Here is a 20,759-nt window from a genome sequence, read left to right as displayed (position 1 = left end):
CGCCCTCCACGTGAACGCCGCGGGCCATGGCCGGGTCACGGACGGGTCGCCCTCCCGGCTCCCGCCCCGGGGCCGGCCGGCCCCATCCCGCCGTCACTCCTCCCCCGTCACCGGCTCCCCGCCCCGTCGGCGCACCCGCACCCGCGCCTTGTCCGGCCCGGGGCCGGCGGGACCGGGCCGGGAGGCCTCGGGGCGGCCGGACCCACCAGGTCGGACCGAACTCCCCTTCTGTCGTTGCCGGTTGGCACCCTGCCGGCCCGAAGGCGTGGGGGCGTCACGCCGGGACCTGGGACGGGGCGCCGGTAGAGGGCCGGGTTGCGTCGCTGCGGCGCCACCGGGCACGGGCTCCGAGGCGGCCTCGGCCACGAGCCCCGCAGAGACCTCGGCTTCGGGCTCCGAAGCGGACTCGGGAACGGAAGCCGCTTCGGCCGCCGAAGTGCCCCCGGGCACGGGCACGGAAGCGGCCCCGGGCGCGGTAGCGGCTCCGGTGTCACCCGGCCCCGCGAGCCGTGCGGCGCGTTCCTCGCGCAGGCAGACGCGCAGCTCCTCCGGGTCGAGGCCCTGGTTGCAGGCCTGGTGCAGGAGGTGGGCGAAGCGGTATTCGGGGTCGGCCCGCAGGGCGAGGCCGAAGGCGACCCGGGCGTGTGGTTCGTCGCCGGTCGACCAGGACACCCAGCCCGCCAGGGTGAGCAGCGCGGCGGCATGGTCCTCGTACGGTCCGACGCAGCGCCGGGCCAGTGCTCGCCACAGGCGCAGAGCCGGGCCGGCGTCGGGTTCCTCCATCCATTCGGCGGCCCAGTCGCGGGTCGTACGGTCCTGGAGGCCCAGGATCACGGCCGCCGCCTCGTCATGGGCGATGAGCCCGTCGTCGAGTTCGTCCGCCGCGTTTCCGCCGAGCAGCAGGGTGCCCGGGCCCCGCCCGGACCCGCCGAGGCCATCCGTGTTCCGAGGCGGCACGGGTGCCTCTGCGATGCGCCGCATGAGCCGGGACGCCAGGTCCAGCGTCTCGTCGGCCACGCTCCGCCGGTCGCCGCCGCCCAGGATGCGGGGGAACATCGCCGCGGCCGCCGCGTCGAGCGCCCGCTCCTGGTCGGCCACCGGCGCCGGGGACCGCCAGGGCGTGAGCCGTTCCTCCATTTCCCGCAAGGAGCCCCGGACTTGGATGCCCGCGTAGGTGGCGGCCGCGGCCATCACGGAGGTGCCCGGCAGGGCGAGCACATTGCCCTCGGCCGGACAGCAGCGGGTGTCGGGGCAGCAGTACGACCAGTAGCGGCCGTCGGAAATGCACAGCGCTTCGCGTACGGGGACGTCGAGGCTGCCGCACGCGGTGCGGAGCCGCTGGGCCAACGGCCGCAGCCGTTCCATCACTTGGCGCCCGGTGCCGTCCGCCGAGGGGTCGTGGCAGAGGAAGACGACGATGCCGTCGGGCCGGGGTCCGCGCCGCTCGCTTCCGGTCACCAGGCACTCGGCGAGCTGGTCGGCGATGTCGGGCCATTCCTGCGGCGAGGCGGGCAGCCCCACCCGCACCCGGCCGCCGAACCGCCCGCTCTCGCCGTGCAGTGCGACCAGCACGATCGAGTCGGTCGGATGGAAGCCCAGCAAGTACGGCAGCGCGTCGGCCAGTTCGGCCGGGCCGCGCAAGGTGATCCGGGGCTCGGCGGACGCACCGTGCGCAGCGGGGTCGTGGAACGCGGGCTCGGGGGCCTCGGGCCCGTAGTGCCGGGGGCCGTGGGCCTCCGCGTCGTGGAGCTCGGCCCCGGGCCGCACCGGAGGGCGGAGCCCGGGCGCCTGCGGCCCGCGGTCATGGGTCGGGGAGTCGTGGGATTCGTCGTGCTCGTTCGTGTCTCGCATGCCCCGAGGTTCGCGCGGTCACGGACTTCCCACCACCCCTGTGGATAACGTTGTCCACAGGACAAAAGCGCTGGTCATACAAGTACTGGCCGCCCCGCCGTGCGTCCCCGCAGACCGGTCGGGGACGCTTCGGTCCGCGATTGTCGGACCCGTCCTGTTGTATGGGGGCATGGAGCACACGAGCAACGCGGAACTGCGCACCGAGGCCGACACCGTCCTCGCCCGTCTCGTCGGGGACGCCACCGGCACCGCGCGGCTGCGCGAGGACCAGTGGCGGGCCATCGAGGCGCTGGTCGCCGACAAGCGGCGGGCGCTCGTGGTGCAGCGCACCGGATGGGGCAAGTCGGCGGTGTACTTCGTGGCGACGGCGCTGCTGCGGGCCCGGGGCGCGGGCCCCACCGTGATCGTCTCGCCGCTGCTCGCCCTGATGCGCAACCAGGTCGACGCGGCGGCCCGCGCGGGCATCACCGCCCGGACGATCAACTCGGCCAACCCCGAGGAGTGGGACACCGTGCAGGAGGAGGTCGCGGCGGGCGCCGTGGACGTGCTCCTGGTGTCGCCGGAGCGCCTCAACAACCCGGACTTCCGGGACAACGTGCTGCCGAAGCTGTCCGCGGCCACCGGCCTGCTGGTGGTGGACGAGGCGCACTGCATCTCGGACTGGGGCCACGACTTCCGGCCCGACTACCGCAGGCTCCGTACGATGCTGGCCGAACTGCCGCCGGGGGTCCCGGTGCTGGCCACCACGGCGACCGCGAACGCCCGGGTGACGGCGGACGTGGCCGAGCAGCTCGGCACCGGCGGCGGCTCGGACGCGCTGGTGCTGCGCGGCCCCCTGGACCGCGAGAGCCTCAGCCTCAACGTGGTCTCGCTGCCGGACGCGGCCCATCGCCTGGGCTGGCTCGCCGACCACCTCGACGAACTGCCGGGCTCGGGAATCATCTACACGCTCACCGTGGCGGCGGCCGAGGAGATCACCACGTATCTGCGCCGGCGGGGGCACACCGTCGCCTCGTACACCGGCAAGACGGAGAACGCGGACCGTCAGCAGGCCGAGGACGATCTGCTCGCCAACCGGGTCAAGGCGCTGGTCGCCACCTCGGCGCTCGGCATGGGCTTCGACAAACCGGACCTGGGCTTCGTGGTCCACCTCGGCTCGCCCTCCTCCCCCATCGCCTACTACCAGCAGGTCGGCCGCGCGGGCCGCGGTGTGGACCACGCGGAGGTGCTGCTGCTGCCCGGCCGCGAGGACGAGGCGATCTGGAAGTACTTCGCGTCGGTGGCCTTCCCGCCCGAGGAGCAGGTGCGGCGCACCCTGGACGTGCTGGCGCAGAGCGGGCGCCCGATGTCGCTGCCCGCCCTCGAACCCCTGGTGGAGCTGCGCCGCACCCGTCTGGAGACCATGCTCAAGGTGCTCGACGTGGACGGCGCGGTCCACCGGGTCAAGGGTGGCTGGACCAGCACGGGCGAGCCCTGGACGTACGACGCCGAGCGGTACGCGTGGGTGGCCCGCCAGCGCTCCGCCGAGCAGCAGGCGATGCGCGACTACGCCTCGACGACGGGCTGCCGGATGGAGTTCCTGCGCCGCCAGCTCGACGACGAACAGGCGGCGCCGTGCGGGCGCTGCGACAACTGCGCGGGCGTCCGCTTCAGCGCCGACGTGTCGGGCACGGCTCTGGACGAGGCGCGCGGTGAGCTGACCCGGCCCGGCGTGGAGGTGGAGCCGCGCAAGATGTGGCCCACCGGTCTCGCGGCGATCGGCATCGATCTGAAGGGCCGCATCCCTGCGGGTGAACAGGCCTTCTCCGGAAGGGCGTTGGGTCGCCTTTCGGACATCGGCTGGGGCAACCGGCTGCGCCCGATGCTCGCGCCCGACGCCCCGGACGGGCCGGTGCCCGACGATGTGGTCCACGCCGTGGTGAGCGTCCTCGCCGACTGGGCCAAGGGCCGGGGAGGCTGGGCCTCGGGCGGGCCCGAAGCGCCGCCCCGGCCGGCCGGTGTCGTGACGCTGCCCTCGCGCACCCGGCCCGCGCTGGTCTCCTCGCTCGGCGCGCGGATCGCGGAGATCGGCCGGATGCCGCTGCTCGGGTCCCTGGAGTACGCCGAGGGCCCGGCGGGCGCACCGATCGCGCAGTCCAACAGCGCCCAGCGGGTGCGGGCGTTGCACCATGCGTTCGTCGTCCCCGATGCGCTGTCCGCAGCCCTGTCCGAAACCGGGGGCCCCGTGCTCCTGGTCGACGACGCGTCCGACACGGGCTGGACGCTGGCGGTGGCGGCCAGGCTGCTGCGCCGCTCCGGAGCCGCGGGAGTGTTCCCGCTGGTCCTCGCGGTCCAGGCGTAAGGGCAGGGGTGACCGGGGGTGCCGCTGGGCAGGGATATGAGTGCCATACCCGTCGATTCAGGTCAGCGACGTCAATTGCTCGTTGCCGCCCGACCTCGCGACGGGAAGAATTGGAGCCGCCCCCGCACGGTCCCCCTGTGGTCCTGAAGGGCTGTGCCGTGGTGTGTCCCCACCCGGCGCCGCCCGCACTGAGGGCGCGTATTCGGAAGGGAGGACCGTGACCTTCGGATTCGCTCCGTCCGCCGCTTCGGCAGCAGCGTCCACCCGCGTATCGGCCGACTCCGCGAACCGCTTCGGGCGGATCCTGGAGCCCGCCGAATGGGCCGCCGCCGGCATTCCGCTGCTGCGCAATCCGCGCGAGGTCGTCAGCGGGCTGCACGCCCGGCACCGTCCGACGCCCACGACCGCCGTCGTCGCGGTCCTCGACCACGAGGAACGGCTCGCCGCCAGCGCGTCGTTCGCCCGCCGCGCGGCACCGGCCGACGGATGGGAGTTCCGCAACGCGCTGCTCGCGCAGCTGCGCCGCGTCATCCCGCACGACCTGCGCCGCCGGACCCCCGTGCGTACCGCCGTACTGCTCTACTGCCGTGACGGCGACGAGCGGTGGACGGAGGAGGACGGGGCCTGGATGTGGGGTCTTCGGGACGCCTGCACACTGCACGGGCTGCGCTGTGGCGCGTACATCACGCTCACGCGCGACGGCTGGCAGGTGCTCGGCGAGGGGCGCGGTGGCCGCCGTCCCAGCTCGATCTCGGGGCCGGGCTCACTGGCCGACGCCGGGAGCGAACTGGCCGAGCCGCTGCCCTTGCGTTCGGGCACGGCCGCGGTGGACATGCTCCGGCGCACTGCCGCGCGCTGAACCGTTTCGGCACGGCCCGGAATCCGGTCCGGCATCGCGTCGGCCCGCCCGGGCATCGGGGTCGGCCGTGCTCTCGCGGCATGGCCGGTCGTCATCGCACGGCCGCCGGCCATGACACAGCCAGTCGTCATCGCACGGCCGCCGGCCATGACACAGCCAGTCGTCATCACACGGCCGGCGGTACCGCATGGCCGGTCGGTACCGCATGGCCGGCCCGCGCGCCCGGTCGAGCGCGCGGGGCCCGGCGATCGGACCGGCCGGGCCGGATCAGACTCCGGCGCCGAGTGCCGTGTTGATCCGCTCCGGGTCGCCGCACACGATGAGCAGCGTCCCGGCGCGGGCCAGGGCGAGCGGCAGCGCGCGGGCCGCCGTGTCCTCGTCCCCGTCGCCGTTGACCGCGACGACGACCACCGGGCGGGCCGAGGCCCGCTCGACCAGGGCCGCGGCGGCGTAGAAGACGTCGTCCCGGGCGTCGTGCTGGGCCCAGTAGGCGTCCTCGCCGAAGGACAGCTCGTGCGCCGCCCACGGGTGCTGCTCACCGGTGGTGAGGACCAGGATGTCGCCCGGCGCACGGCCGGTGTCGAGCAGCAGGTCCACCGCCTCGCCCGCGGCGTCGAGCGCGCCGTCGGCGGGGGCCGGGATCAGCTGGATCTGCGGACCGGCCGGGCTGGGCGGCCCGGACGGCGGGGTCGGCGCGGCGGAGGTGTGCGAGCGCTGCGCGGGGGGCGTGGGCCGGGCCGGGCCGGGGCCCGGACGTCCGGGACGCGGTGCGGCCGCGGTACGCGGGCCGGGTACGGGGCGAGGGGTCTGCGCGGTGCGGCCGGCGGCCGGGGTGACGCGGGGACCCTGGGCACTCTCGTGAATCTGAGGCTCCTCGGGGATGAGAGGCATGAGTGGATGTCTATCAAATGCCGGTGAAGGCGTCACCGGCGGGTGGGCACAAAGGTGCGATCGTGGCGGAGTCTCCCCGCAACTGGGCGGGAAAGTCCAGGGATTTCGGGACGCGAGAGGGGACTTTCGCACGTCCGGGAAACGGACCGAAAGGCTCCGCGAACGAGGCCGCACCCTGCGGAGAACGGACCTCGAACCCATGGGTCCCCGGCCGTCCTCCGGGTCAGAAGTCGAAGCCGAGCTGTCCCCCGCTTTCGAGTGCGGCCGCCTCAGCGGACAGCCGCGCCTTCTTCAAATGCCGCCACCGGGGCAGCGCGTCCAGATACGACCACGACAGCCGGTGGTAGGGGGTGGGGCCCAGCTCTTCCAGGGCCGCCTTGTGGACGGGCGAGGGGTAGCCGGCGTTCTCGGCGAAGCCGAATCCCGCGTACTCCCCCTGGGTGCCCGTCAGTTCGGCCATCATCGCGTCCCGTCGCACCTTGGCGATCACGGAGGCGGCGGAAACCGCGATGCAGGACTGGTCGCCCTTGATCACCGTACGGACCTGCCAGGGCAGGCCGAGGTAGTTGTGCTTGCCGTCGAGGATCACCGCGTCCGGCCGTACCGGAAGCGCCTCCAGGGCGCGCACCGCGGCGAGCCGCAGGGCGGCGGTCATGCCCAGCTCGTCGATCTCCTCGGGCGAGGCGTCACCGAGCGCGTACGCGGTGACCCAGCCCTCCAGGACCGCGGCCAGCTCGGTGCGGCGCTTGGGGCTGATCAGCTTGGAGTCGGTGAGCCCGAGCGGCGGGCGGCGCAGTCCGGTGACGGCCGCGCAGACCGTGACGGGACCGGCCCACGCCCCGCGTCCGACTTCGTCGACACCGGCGACGATCTTGGCGCCGGTGGTGGCGCGAATCGAGCGCTCGACGCTGTGGGTGGGTGGTTCGTACGGCATGGCGCCTGCAAGGTTACGCCGCCGGGGGCGGCCCGCGACACCCAGGTCTCCCCGGACGGTCCACAGGCGGCTCACGGGCGGCTCCCAGGCGGCGCTCAGCCCGTGTTCGGGCCGTGTTCGGGCCGTGCGGTTCCCGCCCGGGGCCCGTTCCTCAGCGGGCGTTCGTCGGGACCCAGTCCGGCAGAGCCTCGGTGCGCTCGCGCCAGACCGCCGGGGGCGCGCCCGCGGGAGCCGCGGCGATCACTCCGCCGACGATCGCGCAGGTCGTGTCGACGTCGCCGCCGACCTGTGCGGTCGTCCAGAACGCCCGTTCGTAGTCGCCGAGTCCGCGCGCCGCCGACCAGAGCGCGAACGGCACGGTGTCGTGCGCGCTGGTGCGCCGTCCGGAGCCGAGCACCGCGGCCACCGTGGCCGCGTCGTCGTAGTCGAGCATGTCGCGTGCCCGCCGCAGCCCCGCCCCCACCGCGCTGCGCGGCACGAGCGCGATCACCGCGTCCAGGAGATCACCCGGCGCGGGAGGACCCGCGGGGGCCGCCGCCAGGGCCGCGGCCGCGGCGACGGCCATCGCTCCGACGACCGCCTCGCGGTGCTGGTGGGTGGTGTAGGAGGAGATCTCGGCCTGGTGCGTGGCCTGTTCGGGATCGTCCGCGTACCAGGCGCCGAGCGGCGCGATCCGCATGGCGGAGCCGTTGCCCCAGGAGCCCTGGCCCTTGAAGAGGGCCGAGGCCAGCGTCCGCCAGTCCCCGCCCTCACGGACCAGGCGCAGCATCCGGTTGACGGCGGGGCCGTAGCCGCGGTCGAAATCGTGATGGTGGGCGAAGGACAGTGCGAGCGCGTCCTGGTCGACCCGGCCGTGCGAGGCGAGCACGGCGAGCACCGAGCAGGCCATCTCGGTGTCGTCGGTCCACTGCCAGGGGCCTTCGGGCAGTTCCCGGCGCTTGAGGAGGGGGTAGTGGGCGGGGACGAAGAACTGGGAACCCAGTGCGTCCCCGACGGACAGGCCGCGCAGGCTGTCCAGGGCGCGTACGAAGCGCGTGTCGAGTGATTCTGTGGAGGAGTCAGCGGTCATCGCCCAGCCACTCTATCCGGTGATCCCGTACGGCTCGGGGGCACGCCACCGCTGGAACGGCCGGTCGAGCGAGTACCGGCCGTCCGGCCCGAGCAGCAGTGTCCTGGTCTCGGCGTTGCCCGGATTGGACAGCGACTCGAAGTCGGCCACGCTCCAGTGGAACCAGCGCATGCAGAACAGCCTCATGGTGAGCCCGTGCGTCACCAGCAGCACGTTGGGCGGGTGATCGGGCGCCTCGAAGCTGCGGTACAGGCTCTCCAGGAACGCCCCGACCCGGTCGTAGACGTCGGCCCCCGACTCGCCCTGGGCGAACCGGTAGAAGAAGTGCCCGTACGCGTCCCGGTAGGCCTTCTGGAGCTTGACGTCGTCGCGGTCCTGCCAGTTCCCCCAGTCCTGCTCCCGCAGCCTCGGCTCCTCGCGGACGCGCACCTGGGCGGGGTCGAGGCCGAAGGCGCGGAACGTCTCGTGGGTGCGCCGGTAGGGCGAGACGTAGACGCTGACGCCCTCGTCCTTGAACATCGCCCGCAGCCGTTCCCCGGTCGCCTCGGCCTGGCGCAGCCCGGTCCCGGTGAGCCGCAGCGCATGGTCGGGCTCGCGTTCGTACACGGTGTCGTCGGCATTGCCCTCCGACTCGCCATGCCGGACGAGGACGATGCGCCGTGGTCTTGCCATGACACAAACCCTAGATCGCCCGCGCCGCGATCGAGCACCTGTCCGGCCTCCATCCGGCGTAGACGCCGCCCGCAGCACGCCGGACCGCTCCTTCGCGGGAGGCGGGGCCGGGTGTCAGACCGCCCCTTCGCGGGAGGCGGGGCCGGGTGTCAGACCGCCCCTTCGCGGGAGGCGGGGCCGGTGTCAGACCGTCCAGTCCGCGTCGAGCTGCACCACATCGCCGGTCAGGGCCGCGACGTCCGTCTCGGTCTCCGCGCGCAGGGACAGCCGCTCCACCCGGTCGGCCCGGTACTTGCCGCGCTCGGCGGCCGACCGCCACATGGAGAGCACCAGGAACTCATGGCCGGGCGCCTCGGCGAACACCCCGCGCAGCATGCCCGGGGAGCCGGCCATCGCCGGGTTCCAGACCCGCTGCTGCATCAGCGCGAAGTGCTCGACCCGGTCCTCGTGCACCGTGCAGTGCGCGATCCGGACCACGTCCGCGTCGGTGAAGCGCGGCTCGAAGCCGGTCTTCACGTCGAAGCGGTGGTCGAAGAGCTTGGTCTCGATGTCCTTGTACGTGCCGGACTGGGTGGCGGCGAGCCGGTCGTGCGCCCGCGCCATGAAGGAGTCGTAGAACGCCCGGCTCTCCCAGAAGCCGAAGACATGGGCCACTTCCGGCCGCCGCCGACTCCAGCCGCCGCCCTGCCCCCGGAAACCGGGCTCGCCGAGGAGCCCCGCCCATTTCCGCTGTCCCCGCTCGAAACCGCGGCGGTCCACCACGGTGCAGCGACTCCACTTGACCAGCACCGCGCCATCGTACGGCGCACCGGCGCGCCCCCGTCAGGCTCCGGCGGACTATGTCCGCAGGAATATGCCGAGCACCCCGAACCCCAGTCCACTTCCGAACATCAAGACGGCCCTCCCGATCACTCAACCCCGTTGCCGACGCACCTGGTTGTACGAGATCTTCCCGTTCCATCACGGTATCGAAGGCCTCTGACAACACCTCCGCGAGCTCGTCTGCGGCCGCCCGGCGGCGCTCTCCGACGCCGTCCGGACGAACGGTGGTGAGCTCGTCCCGGACGAGCGCCCGGCGCACTCCGGGCGCGACCCGTGCGCCATCATCCGGCCCGCGAAACGGGACCGCGGGTGCGAGGAGCTGTAGCAGTTCACGACGGTCAAGTCGGCTCGATGGAGAGCCTGTTGGGCGAGCGAGCAGAGGTCCCGCCGGCCCTCGGGACCCGGCGACCGCAGCACGTGGGCACCGTCCTCCTCGGCATCCGGAGCGTGGGCGAGGCGTCACCGCCGTGGCCGATCACCTGGGGCGCGGCGGGCCAACCCCTCGGCGCCGGTGTCCACTTCGAGCCACGGGGGTACGGAGCGTGACAGCATGGAGGGACGCGGAGGCGACGGACCTGGGGAGGGCGTGGGCATGAGCGGCATCGGCAAGGGACTCGGCACGGTCGAGGTGGCACTGCGATGGGACCCGAGCCCGCTCGGCTCCCCCGCCCACGACCTGGATCTGGTGGCGGGGGTCTATCCGGCGGCGGCACGCTACGGGCCGCCCGCCTACTCGGTGTACTTCGACCGGCGTTCCCCCGAGGGCACGATCTCCCTCGACCGCGACAGTCGCACGGGCCAGGGCCTCGGCTATGACGAGGTCATGACCATCGACCTGGGCCGCATGCCGGAGGGACACGCGCGCGTCGTGGTCGGCGTGGTCATCCAGCAGACGGCCGGGCCCCTCGTCTTCGGCGACGTGGCCGATCCCGGCATCCGCATCCGAGAGGGCTACACCGAACTGTCCCGGCACGGTTTCGCCGAAGTCGCCGGGGCGAGGGCGGCGACGGTCGCCGAGTTCGTCCGGGGCGCTTCCGGGGCGTGGGAATTCCGGGCGGACATCCGCGGATTCACCCTTGACCCGGACGCCTTCATCGCCGCTATGGGCGCGTCACCCGCCTGAGCCCCGGTCCCCTGAGCCCCGGTCCACAGCACGCAGACGGCACCTGACAGGTGACGGGTGACGGATAACGGATGACGTCATCACACGACTGAGGGGACCGGCGTGTGCCGGTCCCCTCAGGGCGGTGCGCTCAGGGCGGTGCGCTCAGGTCAGCGCGGTGCGCTCACCCATAGGTGCCGACGCGGTGTCAGCTGCAGCCGCTGGTCGAGCCGCAGCCCTCGCAGATGTAGCAGGAGCCGGCCCGCTGCATCTTCGTGCCGCACGAGAAGCAGAGCGGCGCGTCGGCGCTGACGCCGAGCTGCATCTCCACGAGTTCGGCCGAGTTGTGCGCGACCTTGGGGGCCTCGGCCTCGACCGCCTTCGGCGCGGCGACGGCCTTCAGGGGCTCGGACTGACGCGGTGCGGACTGGGCCAGGCCCTCGACGTCCAGCTCGTCGTCGCCCAGGGCCGGCTCGTAGGAACCGGTGTCCAGGTGACGCTGGCGCTCCTCGGCGGAGTGGATGCCGAGGGCCGAGCGGGTCTCGAAGGGCAGGAAGTCCAGCGCCAGGCGGCGGAAGATGTAGTCGACGATCGACTGCGCCATCCGCACGTCCGGGTCGTCCGTCATGCCGGCCGGCTCGAAGCGCATGTTGGTGAACTTCGAGACGTAGGTCTCCAGCGGCACGCCGTACTGCAGGCCCACCGAGACGGCGATGGAGAAGGCGTCCATCATGCCCGCGAGGGTCGAACCCTGCTTGGACATCTTCAGGAAGACCTCGCCCAGACCGTCGTCCGGGTAGGAGTTGGCCGTCATGTAGCCCTCGGCGCCACCGACCGTGAACGAGGTGGTGATCCCCGGGCGGCCCTTGGGCAGACGCTTGCGGACCGGGCGGTACTCGACGACCTTCTCGACCGCGGTGCGGATGGTCTCCTCGGCCTTGGCGGTGACCGCCTCCTTCTCCTTCTCCTTGGTCTTGGCGGAGAGGGGCTGGCCGACCTTGCAGTTGTCGCGGTAGATGGCGAGCGCCTTGACGCCCATCTTCCACGCCTCGAAGTAGACCTCCTCGACGTCCTCGACGGTCGCCGTCTCCGGCAGGTTGACCGTCTTGGACAGGGCGCCCGAGATCCACGGCTGGATGGCCGCCATCATGCGGACGTGGCCCATCGCGGAGATGGAACGCTCGCCCATGGCGCAGTCGAAGACCTCGTAGTGCTCGGTCTTCAGGCCGGGGGCGTCGATGACGTTCCCGTTCTCGGCGATGTGGGCGACGATCGCCTCGATCGCCTCCTCCTGGTAGCCGAGGCGGCGCAGCGCCTGCGGCACCGTGCCGTTGACGATCTGCATCGAGCCGCCGCCGACCAGCTTCTTGAACTTGACCAGGGCGAGGTCGGGCTCCAGGCCGGTGGTGTCGCACGACATGGCGAGACCGATGGTGCCGGTGGGCGCGATGACCGAGGCCTGCGCGTTGCGGAAACCGTTCTTCGCGCCGAGCCGGATCACGTCCTGCCAGGCCTCCGTGGCGGCGGCCCAGATCGGGTTGTCCAGGTCGTCGACGTGCACGGCCGCGGTGTTGGCGTCGGCGTGCTGCTTCATGACGCGCTGGTGCGGCTCGGCGTTGCGGGCGTAGCCGTCGTACGCGCCGACGACCGCGGCGAGCTCGGCGGAGCGCTTGTAGGAGGTGCCGGTCATCAGGGAGGTGATGGCACCGGCGAGCGCGCGGCCGCCGTCGGAGTCGTACGCGTGACCCGTGGCCATCAGCAGGGCGCCGAGGTTGGCGTAGCCGATGCCCAGCTGGCGGTAGGCGCGGGTGTTCTCGCCGATCTTCTGGGTCGGGAAGTCCGCGAAGCAGATGGAGATGTCCATCGCGGTGATGACCAGCTCGACGACCTTGGCGAAGCGCTCGACCTCGAAGGACTGGTGGCCCAGGCCGTCGTCCTTGAGGAACTTCATCAGGTTCAGGGACGCGAGGTTGCAGGACGTGTTGTCCAGGTGCATGTACTCGCTGCACGGGTTCGAGCCGTTGATGCGGCCGGACTCCGGGCAGGTGTGCCAGTGGTTGATGGTGTCGTCGTACTGGATGCCGGGATCGGCGCAGGCCCAGGCGGCCTCGGCCATCTTGCGGAAGAGCGACTTGGCGTCGACCTCCTCGATGACGTCGCCGGTCATGCGGGACGTCAGGCCGAACTTGCCGCCCTGCTCGACGGCCTTCATGAACGCGTCGTTGACGCGGACCGAGTTGTTGGCGTTCTGGTACTGGACGGACGTGATGTCGTCGCCGCCCAGGTCCATGTCGAAGCCCGCGTCACGCAGCGCGCGGATCTTCTCCTCTTCCTTCACCTTGGTCTCGATGAAGTTCTCGATGTCGGGGTGGTCGACGTCGAGGATGACCATCTTGGCCGCGCGGCGGGTGGCGCCGCCGGACTTGATGGTGCCGGCCGAGGCGTCGGCGCCGCGCATGAAGGAGACGGGGCCCGAGGCGTTGCCGCCGGAGGACAGCAGCTCCTTGGAGGAGCGGATGCGGGAGAGGTTCAGGCCGGCGCCGGAGCCGCCCTTGAAGATCATGCCCTCTTCCTTGTACCAGTCGAGGATCGACTCCATGGAGTCGTCGACGGCCAGGATGAAGCAGGCCGAGACCTGCTGCGGCTGGGGCGTGCCGACGTTGAACCACACCGGCGAGTTGAAGCTGAAGATCTGGTGCAGGAGGGCGTAGGCCAGCTCGTGCTCGAAGATCTCGGCGTCGGCGGGCGAGGAGAAGTACCCGTGGTCCTCGCCGGCCTTCGTGTAGGTCTTCACGATCCGGTCGATGAGCTGCTTGAGACCGGTCTCTCGCTGCGGGGTGCCGACGGCCCCGCGGAAGTACTTGCTGGTGACGATGTTGACCGCGTTCACCGACCAGAAGTCGGGGAACTCGACGCCACGCTGCTCGAAGTTGACCGAGCCGTCGCGCCAGTTGGTCATGACGACGTCACGGCGCTCCCAGGACACCTCGTCGTACGGATGCACGCCGGGGGTGGTGTGGATGCGCTCGATACGCAGACCCTTGGTGGCCTTGGATCCCTTGGCTCGGGAACCTCGTGCCGGGCCGCTCGCCGTCTCTGTCATTGCCGCCTCCCATACGCGGGCAAAAACGCCCAAAAGTGCCTGAATGTTCCCAGGGCACGGTGTCTGTCTGTTGCCACGGGCGCAGCCGAAACGCACCCCTGGCAGGTCTTGGATGCCGCCGATCGGCGACCGCGGCCCGCAACGGGCCCCTCGGTCAGTCGGCAGCGGTGGCGGGCACGGGGACCTCGGGGGTCGCACCTGCCTCGCACTCGCCGGGTTGGTCCCCGGTGGGCTGCCGCTCGCGGAGTTCCACGATGGCCGCCTCGAAGTCGTCAAGGGTGTCGAACGCCCGGTACACGGACGCGAAGCGCAGGTACGCGACGAGGTCGAGTTCCTGCAACGGGCCGAGTATGGCCAGACCCACGTCGTGGGTGGTCAGCTCGGCGCTCCCGGTGGCCCGCACCGCCTCCTCGACCCGCTGGCCGAGCTTGGCGAGGGCGTCCTCGGTGACCGGCCGTCCCTGGCATGCCTTGCGGACGCCGGAGATGACCTTGGTGCGACTGAAGGGCTCGGTCACGCCGGAGCGCTTGATGACCATCAGCGAGGCCGTCTCCACCGTCGTGAAGCGACGGGAGCAGTCGGGGCACTGGCGGCGCCGGCGGATCGACGTGCCGTCGTCGGTCGTCCGACTGTCGACGACACGGCTGTCGGGGTGCCTGCAGAAGGGGCAGTGCATGGTTCCCAACCCTCCTTCACAGCACGACTGAATAGCCTCACCAGGCCCGGAAATCCGCCCGCGAAGCGACCACCAGCATAGGCGATGGCCGGGACCTCGAAGGACCAGGACCACAACTTCTGGGTGGCTGCACCAAGCCAACCACTAGATCTAGGGTTTTGCCGCTTATCCGGCCCTACCGCGTGTCGCGGGCCGACAGCCTCGGCGGCGCACCCGGCCCGCCGATTTCCGGCCGCCGAGGACCTTACGGGAGGCGCGTCGCAGCACCGGATCGCGGGGTGCCGGATGACAGACTGTGCCGCGGGGCGCCGTCGTCGTACGCGACACGCGGCGGCCGCCGGAACGGTCCCCCGGAGGCAGGTCGCCAAGCGTCCGCCTCAGCGGTGAAGGGTACCGTAATGGACCGAATTGCCGTTCGACGGGCCCCTCATCGGGACTCGCACATACACCCACCCTCAGGGCCGCGTAGCGCGTTCTGCGATTTTTCACTCGAACGTGTGTTTGGCGCAACCTTTCGAAAGCAACTACCGTTGTCCAGCTAGGGAGACCAATTCGAGAGGGGCCGACGTGACCACCACCGCAGACAGTGCCACCATCACTGCCCAGGACCGCTCCCAGACCCGACTTGAGCCGGTGCATGCCATGAATGACGCAGTCACGAACCAGGGGGCGGACCCCGCAAGGCCCGCCCGCTCCCTGCCGGGCCGGCCCCCAGGGATCAGGGCGGACAGCTCGGGCCTCACCGATCGGCAGCGGCGGGTCATCGAGGTCATCCGGGACTCCGTGCAGCGCCGTGGCTACCCGCCGTCGATGCGGGAGATCGGTCAGGCCGTCGGCCTCTCCAGCACCTCGTCCGTCGCCCACCAGCTGATGGCCCTGGAGCGCAAGGGCTTCCTGCGCCGCGACCCGCACCGGCCGCGCGCCTACGAGGTCCGCGGCTCCGACCAGCCCAGCAGCCAGCCCACCGACACCGCGGGCAAGCCGGCCGCCTCCTATGTGCCGCTGGTCGGCCGGATCGCGGCCGGTGGTCCCATCCTCGCCGAGGAGTCGGTCGAGGACGTCTTCCCGCTCCCCCGCCAGCTCGTCGGCGACGGCGAGCTGTTCGTCCTGAAGGTCGTCGGCGACTCGATGATCGAAGCCGCGATCTGTGACGGCGACTGGGTGACGGTCCGCCGTCAGCCCGTCGCCGAGAACGGCGACATCGTCGCCGCCATGCTCGACGGCGAAGCCACCGTCAAGCGCTTCAAGCGCGAGGACAACCACATCTGGCTGCTCCCGCACAACGCCGCCTACCAGCCGATTCCCGGCGACGAAGCGACCATCCTGGGCAAGGTCGTGGCGGTGCTCCGGCGGGTCTGACCCCTCCGCCGGCTCTGAACCGGGCCCCGGGACCTCCTGCGCCGGTCCCGGGGCCCTGCCCTGTCCCCGGCCCGTGCCGTCTCCGGTACTGGCTTCCGGCACTGCCCTCCGGTACTGCCCTCCGGGGGCGGAACAGCGCCGGAGGCACTCGGCCCCGCTCCCGTCCGTCCGCTCCCGTGCCCGCTCGGTGCCACCCCGCGCGGTGCTACTTGCCGTCGGCCCGGGCCGCCGCGTCGATCGCCGCGAGCGAGCGCCGCGCCTGATTGCGGTCCGTGGTGTACCAGAAGTCGGGCAGCGAGGCCCGCAGATAGCTGCCGTAGCGGGCGTTGGCGAGCCGCGGGTCGAGCACCGCGACCACCCCCCGGTCCCCGGTCGCCCGGACGAGGCGGCCGGCGCCCTGGGCCATGAGCAGCGCGGCATGCGTGGCCGCCACGGCCATGAAGCCGTTGCCGCCGCCCTCCTCGACCGCCTTCTGGCGGGCGCTCATCAGCGGGTCGTCCGGCCGCGGGAACGGAATGCGGTCCATCACCACCAGCTGGCAGCTCGGGCCCGGCACGTCGACGCCCTGCCACAGCGACAGCGTGCCGAACAGACAGGTCTTCGGATCGGCGGCGAAGGTCTTGATCAGCTCACCCAGCGTCTCCTCACCCTGCAGCAGGATGGGGTTGTCGAGGCGGCCCCTGAGCTCCTCGGCGGCGGCCTGGGCGGCCCGCATCGAGGAGAACAGGCCCAGCGTGCGGCCACCGGCAGCCTCCACCAGCTCGGCCAGCTCGTCCATCATGTCGCCGCGCGAACCCTCCCGCCCCGGGGTGGCCAGGTGCTTCGCGACGTACAGGATGCCCTGCTTGGGGTAGTCGAAGGGGGAGCCGACGTCCAGGCCCTTCCACTGCGGCACATCGTCGCCCTCGGTGCCCTCCGGGGACAGGCCGAGGGACGCACCCACCCCGTTGAAGTCCCCGCCGAGCTTGAGCGTGGCCGAGGTCAGCACGACCGAGCGGTCCGTGAACAGCTTCTCCCTGAGCAGGCCCGACACCGAGAGCGGGGCGACCCGCAGCGAGGCGCCGAAGCGGTCGTGGCGCTCGTACCAGACGACGTCCCACTCGGAGCCGTTGGTGATGCGCTCCGCCACGCCGTGCACCGTCTCCAGCATCGCCAGGGCCTGCTTGCGCACGGCGTCCTCGTCCTGGACGGACTTGTCGCGGGTGGCGCCGAGCGCCGAGACTACCTCGCGGGCCGCGTCGCGCAACGCCATCAAGGCGTAGCCGAGGTCCTCCGGGACCTCCTCCAGACGGCCGGGCAGGGCCAGCTCCATGACCCGCTCGAAACCCTCGGCTGCCGTCTGCAGCCCGTCGGCGACCTTCTCGTTGACAAGCTTGGCGCTGCGCCGCACCGCCCGGTTGACCTGGCCGGGGGTGAGCTCGCCGGTGGCGACGCCGGTGACCCGGGAGACCAGCTCGTGCGCCTCGTCGACGATGAGGACCTCGTGCTGCGGCAGCACCGGGGCGCCCTCGATCGCGTCGATGGCGAGCAGCGCGTGGTTGGTGACGACGACGTCGGAGAGCTTGGCGCGCTCCCGGGCCATCTCCGCGAAGCACTCCGCCCCGTACGCGCACTTCGTGGCGCCCAGGCACTCGCGCGACGACACCGAGACCTGGCTCCACGCCTTGTCGGAGACGCCCGGGGTCAGGTCGTCCCGGTCGCCGGTCTCCGTCTCGTCCGCCCAGTCCCGCATCCTGAGGAGGTCCTGGCCCAGCTTGCTGGTGGGCGCGGCCGACTCGAACTGGTCGAAGAGCCCCTCGTCCTCGTCCTGCGGCGCACCCTCGTGCAGGCGGTGCAGACAGAGGTAGTTGGAGCGGCCCTTGAGCATGGCGAACTGGGGACGGCGGCGCAGCAGCGGATGCAGCGCGTCCACCGTGCGCGGCAGGTCGCGCTCCACGAGCTGGCGCTGCAGCGCGAGCGTCGCCGTCGCGATCACGACGCGCTCCCCGTGCGCCAGGGCGGGCACCAGATAGCCGAGGGACTTTCCGGTGCCCGTCCCGGCCTGGACCAGCAGGTGGGAGCTGTCGTCGACCGCGTCGGCGACAGCCGTGGCCATGGTGACCTGGCCAGGCCGCTCCACGCCGCCGACGGCGGTGACGGCGGCGTGCAGGAGCTCGGGGAGTGAAGGCTTCGTCATAGCCGGACCAGCCTAAGGCTCGCCACTGACAATCCGATCACTCCGCTGTCGCGAGGGGGTTCGCCACGGTGCCGTGCACGGTGGCGTGCGGCCGCTCGGGCCGGTCCCGGTAGCCGTCGGTGTGCAGTCGGTTCCGGTTCAGACAGAGCCGGTCGATGCGGGGTGTGAGCAGGTCGAACGTCTCGTAGCGCTCCTTCTCGTCGGGGAAGCGGGCCTGATGGCGCACGATCTCGTCGCGCACCAGGGCCCAGAACTCGGCCTCCGGGACGCCCAGTTGGTCCTCGCACAGCGGGGCCAGGAACCGGAAGACGCCCACGAAGAGCCCCGAATGAATGAACTGGGTCAGGAAGGAGGGCTCCTCGGTGAGCAGGACCTCGCGGACGTCGTCGGGCATCGAGTCGTGCTCGGGAAGGTGCTCGGCGCTCACGTTGATGTCGTCGACGAAGTCCTTGATCGCCAGGCGTACGGGCACGTCCTGGCCGTCGAAGACGACGATGGCGTTCTCCCCGTGCGGCGAGAAGACGGTCCCGTACCGGTAGAGGAAGCGCAGCAGCGGCGGCAGCAGGGCGCTGAACAGGCGCCGCAGCCACACCGTGGGCGCCAGGCCCGAGCGGGCGACGAGTTCGGCCGTGAAGGCCCGCCCCTGGGGGTCGGTGTGCAGCAGTGCGGCAAGGGTGCGGGCCCGCTCCCCCGGCGCGAGCCTGGGCGGCAGCGGCTCGCGCCAGATCGCCCCCAGCAACTCCTTGTACTGGTAGGGGACTTCGGTGACGCGGTCGTAGACCGGGTGCTCCACGGCGACGGAGGCGACCTCGCCGAGCAGGATCACCCGGCACTCGTCCCGCAGGAAGGCGTCCCGCTCGCACAGGCCCTGCACCCAGGCCGTGACGGCGGGCGCGGCCACCGTACGCTCGGTCGGCAGGCCGCGCCAGACCAGGGTGTTGAGGATGGACAGCGGCAGTTTCACCGTGTGGCGCTCGGGGCGAGAGAGGTTGAGGAAGGTGCGGATGGACTGCTGCGGCAGGCGTACATCGCCGTCGCTGGGCAGCGGCACGATCGCCTGGTCGGCCACGGCCGGGGCGAACAACGGAAGGATCATCTCCGTCCACTGCCAGGGGTGGATCGGCAGGTAGAGGTACGCCGCCGGGTCCAGGCCCCGGGCCCGCAGCGCGGCGGCGAACGCCTCACGTACGGGGGCGTCGAGTTCGCGTGCGTAGAGGCGGTCCGGTGTGGCGAGCGACTCGACGCCCCGGTAGCCGGCGAGGTCGGTGCGGACGGCGATCCAGGGCAGCGCGGCCGGGGTGCGGGCCTCCGGGCTCCAGCGTGCGGCGTCGTCGGCGGAGAAGCCGAGCCGCCCCTTGTTGAGCACGAGCCACGGGTGCCCGGTCTGGTGGCCCTCCAGCTCCGCGTACCCGAGGTCGGCGAGGCGGGCCACGGGCAGCGCGGTGGAGTGCAGCCGGGTGTCCGCGGCGAGGGTGGCGGTGAGTTCCCGTACGAGGTGGCCGAAGGTGGCGCCGTCGACGCCCAGGGTGCGGCGGGCGAGCGCGAGGAACCGGACGGGGTCGGTGAAGGGCTCGGGCGGCGGGAGGGGGCGGCCCGCCTGCTCGTCCGCCGGGGCGGCCCGCCCGGTCCGCCGCACCGAATCGGGGTCCACCTGCCAGCCGCCGTAGGCGCCGCGCCGGGCGAGGAACGTGACGGTGCTGCCGTCGTCCAGGGCGAACCCGTAGTGACCTCTGCCTTCGCCGGCGGAGCCGGGATTGTCAGTGGCGGGTTCTACCGTGGGACGCACGATCTCCTCGTACGCGAAGGCGCCGATCATCTTCGCGAGGAGGAGGCGTCCCGCGCGGTCCCAGGCCTCGCGGTTCAGCTCGGGCGGGGCCAGCAGCCCGGGCGGGACCGGGGCGTCGAGGGGTCCGCGGGAGTCACGGGGGGAAGCAGGGTTCGGCACGAAGACTCCTCGGGGTGGGACCGATTCGGGACTGGGGGTGTATGCGGAGCGGCGGGGCGTTCACAGCAGGTTCCTGAGCGCGCGGTCGCGGACCATCAGGGCGGCCCGCTTGTCGGGCAGGTCGACTTCCGCGTGGAAGCGGAAGCCGGCGCCGAGGAACGCGGAGACGGAGGGGGTGTTGCGCAGATCGGGTTCGGCGATCACGCGGGGGCACCGTGGACGGTTGTCGAGGATCAGGTCGGCGACGGCCCTGAGCAGGGTGGTGCCGACGCCCCGGCCGCGGTCGGCGACGGCGCCGATGAGCAGATGGACACCGGTGTCGTGCGGGCGGGCCGGATAGTGCCGGGCCAGCGGGTCCAGGTCGGCCCGGTAGATCTCCCAGTAGCTCATGGGAGTTCCGTCGAGCACACCGAGACAGGGCACGCTGCGGCCGTCGCCGTCCAGTTGGTCGCGCAGATGGGCGGCGGTGACGGAATCGGGTCCCGCGAGCTCCCAGAAGGCGGCCACGGCGGGGTCGTTCATCCACTGGGCGAGGAGGGCGAGGTCACGATCGAGACGCACGGGGACGAGGTCGAACGAGCCGAAGGGCGTGGCGGCGGGAGCCCAGTCACGGGGTGAGTCGAGCAGGTCCGGCGCCGCGGCGGGCCGGTGTGGCACCGGGGCGGGCAGGTGTGGCACCGCGGCGGGCAGGTCCGGCCGGGGGCCGCCCGGCCATCCCGCCACCGAGCCGCCTCCCGGCACGGGGGCCGGGCCGTGGGCCGGGCCCGGCTCCGGCTCCGCAGGGGACGCGCTGGTCGTCGCCGCGGCGAGCGCCGGCGGGGGCACGGCTCCGGGCGGGCGTGCGAGCCCCGGTGGGGGCGCTGCCCCCGGTACGGGTAGCGGTCCGGCGCCGGTGCCGGTGCCGGCTCGGGCTTCGGCGGCCGGCCCGTCGCCTTCGCCAGGGCCGGGGTGCGCCGGGC

Annotated in this window: 16 protein-coding genes; 5 read left to right on the top strand and 11 right to left on the bottom strand. The window is 72.3% G+C overall.

Annotated elements, in window-relative coordinates; genetic code table 11:
• Positions 1-93 precede the first annotated feature (93 nt).
• Positions 94-1,851, bottom strand: a complete 1,758-nt coding sequence (locus IE267_RS21130) for a DUF4192 domain-containing protein (protein WP_189764256.1) — start codon at positions 1,849-1,851, stop codon at positions 94-96.
• 169 nt (positions 1,852-2,020) lie between these two features.
• Between IE267_RS21130 and IE267_RS21125 the strand changes: the two genes are divergently transcribed.
• Both IE267_RS21125 and IE267_RS21120 read left to right on the top strand, forming a co-directional pair.
• The gene (locus IE267_RS21125; protein WP_189764255.1) at positions 2,021-4,192 is read left to right on the top strand and encodes a RecQ family ATP-dependent DNA helicase; all 2,172 of its coding nucleotides are present in this window, start codon (positions 2,021-2,023) and stop codon (positions 4,190-4,192) included.
• Between the two features lie 217 nt (positions 4,193-4,409).
• Positions 4,410-5,051 carry a hypothetical protein gene (locus IE267_RS21120; protein WP_167152838.1) on the top strand — a complete coding sequence of 214 codons (642 nt, stop codon included), beginning with the start codon at positions 4,410-4,412 and terminating at the stop codon, positions 5,049-5,051.
• A 267-nt stretch (positions 5,052-5,318) separates the two neighbouring features.
• Here IE267_RS21120 and IE267_RS21115 read toward each other — a convergent pair whose 3' ends face one another.
• The 5 genes from IE267_RS21115 to IE267_RS21095 all read right to left on the bottom strand — a co-directional run bounded on the left by IE267_RS21115 (position 5,319) and on the right by IE267_RS21095 (position 9,406).
• Complete coding sequence (locus tag IE267_RS21115; RefSeq protein ID WP_189764254.1) at positions 5,319-5,942, bottom strand: hypothetical protein; 624 nt, start codon at positions 5,940-5,942, stop codon at positions 5,319-5,321.
• 223 nt (positions 5,943-6,165) lie between these two features.
• Positions 6,166-6,876, bottom strand: coding sequence for a ribonuclease HII (gene rnhB / locus IE267_RS21110; protein WP_167152840.1), 711 nt, complete (start codon positions 6,874-6,876; stop codon positions 6,166-6,168).
• Positions 6,877-7,027: 151 nt separating this feature from the next.
• The gene (locus IE267_RS21105; RefSeq protein ID WP_167152841.1) at positions 7,028-7,945 is read right to left on the bottom strand and encodes an ADP-ribosylglycohydrolase family protein; all 918 of its coding nucleotides are present in this window, start codon (positions 7,943-7,945) and stop codon (positions 7,028-7,030) included.
• Between the two features lie 12 nt (positions 7,946-7,957).
• Complete coding sequence (locus tag IE267_RS21100) at positions 7,958-8,617, bottom strand: histidine phosphatase family protein (protein WP_167152842.1); 660 nt, start codon at positions 8,615-8,617, stop codon at positions 7,958-7,960.
• A 183-nt stretch (positions 8,618-8,800) separates the two neighbouring features.
• Positions 8,801-9,406 (bottom strand): YdbC family protein, encoded by a 606-nt coding sequence (locus IE267_RS21095; protein ID WP_167152843.1) that lies wholly within the window; start codon positions 9,404-9,406, stop codon positions 8,801-8,803.
• Between the two features lie 384 nt (positions 9,407-9,790).
• Here IE267_RS21095 and IE267_RS21090 point away from each other — a divergent pair, with 384 nt between their 5' ends.
• Together IE267_RS21090 and IE267_RS21085 are read left to right on the top strand one after the other, a co-directional pair.
• The gene (locus IE267_RS21090; protein ID WP_189764253.1) at positions 9,791-9,985 is read left to right on the top strand and encodes a hypothetical protein; all 195 of its coding nucleotides are present in this window, start codon (positions 9,791-9,793) and stop codon (positions 9,983-9,985) included.
• A 46-nt stretch (positions 9,986-10,031) separates the two neighbouring features.
• On the top strand, positions 10,032-10,562 hold the full coding sequence (locus IE267_RS21085; protein WP_167156114.1) for a TerD family protein: 531 nt from the start codon (positions 10,032-10,034) through the stop codon (positions 10,560-10,562).
• 187 nt (positions 10,563-10,749) lie between these two features.
• On the opposite strand, the gene IE267_RS21080 is transcribed toward IE267_RS21085, so the two are convergent.
• Positions 10,750-13,644 (bottom strand): vitamin B12-dependent ribonucleotide reductase, encoded by a 2,895-nt coding sequence (locus tag IE267_RS21080; protein WP_167152844.1) that lies wholly within the window; start codon positions 13,642-13,644, stop codon positions 10,750-10,752.
• A 154-nt stretch (positions 13,645-13,798) separates the two neighbouring features.
• On the bottom strand, positions 13,799-14,320 hold the full coding sequence (gene nrdR, locus IE267_RS21075; protein WP_167152845.1) for a transcriptional regulator NrdR: 522 nt from the start codon (positions 14,318-14,320) through the stop codon (positions 13,799-13,801).
• Between the two features lie 567 nt (positions 14,321-14,887).
• Between nrdR and lexA the strand changes: the two genes are divergently transcribed.
• Complete coding sequence (lexA, locus tag IE267_RS21070; protein WP_189764252.1) at positions 14,888-15,679, top strand: transcriptional repressor LexA; 792 nt, start codon at positions 14,888-14,890, stop codon at positions 15,677-15,679.
• Between the two features lie 205 nt (positions 15,680-15,884).
• Here the strand turns inward: lexA and IE267_RS21065 are convergent, their stop codons facing one another.
• Genes IE267_RS21065 through IE267_RS21055 form a run of 3 tightly spaced genes read right to left on the bottom strand, consistent with a single transcriptional unit; the run spans position 15,885 to position 20,625 of the window.
• A complete protein-coding gene (locus tag IE267_RS21065) occupies positions 15,885-17,855 on the bottom strand; it encodes an ATP-dependent DNA helicase (protein WP_161253983.1) in 1,971 nt (656 codons plus the stop codon).
• 37 nt (positions 17,856-17,892) lie between these two features.
• Positions 17,893-19,800: an IucA/IucC family protein gene (locus IE267_RS21060; RefSeq protein WP_373304576.1), complete on the bottom strand. Its 1,908-nt coding sequence runs from the start codon at positions 19,798-19,800 to the stop codon at positions 17,893-17,895.
• 60 nt (positions 19,801-19,860) lie between these two features.
• Complete coding sequence (locus IE267_RS21055) at positions 19,861-20,625, bottom strand: GNAT family N-acetyltransferase (RefSeq protein WP_229861369.1); 765 nt, start codon at positions 20,623-20,625, stop codon at positions 19,861-19,863.
• Positions 20,626-20,759 lie beyond the last annotated feature (134 nt).

Source organism: Streptomyces xanthochromogenes, assembly GCF_014650455.1.
GTDB lineage: Bacteria > Actinomycetota > Actinomycetes > Streptomycetales > Streptomycetaceae > Streptomyces > Streptomyces xanthochromogenes.
This window is presented reverse-complemented; position numbering and strand designations above follow the sequence as displayed.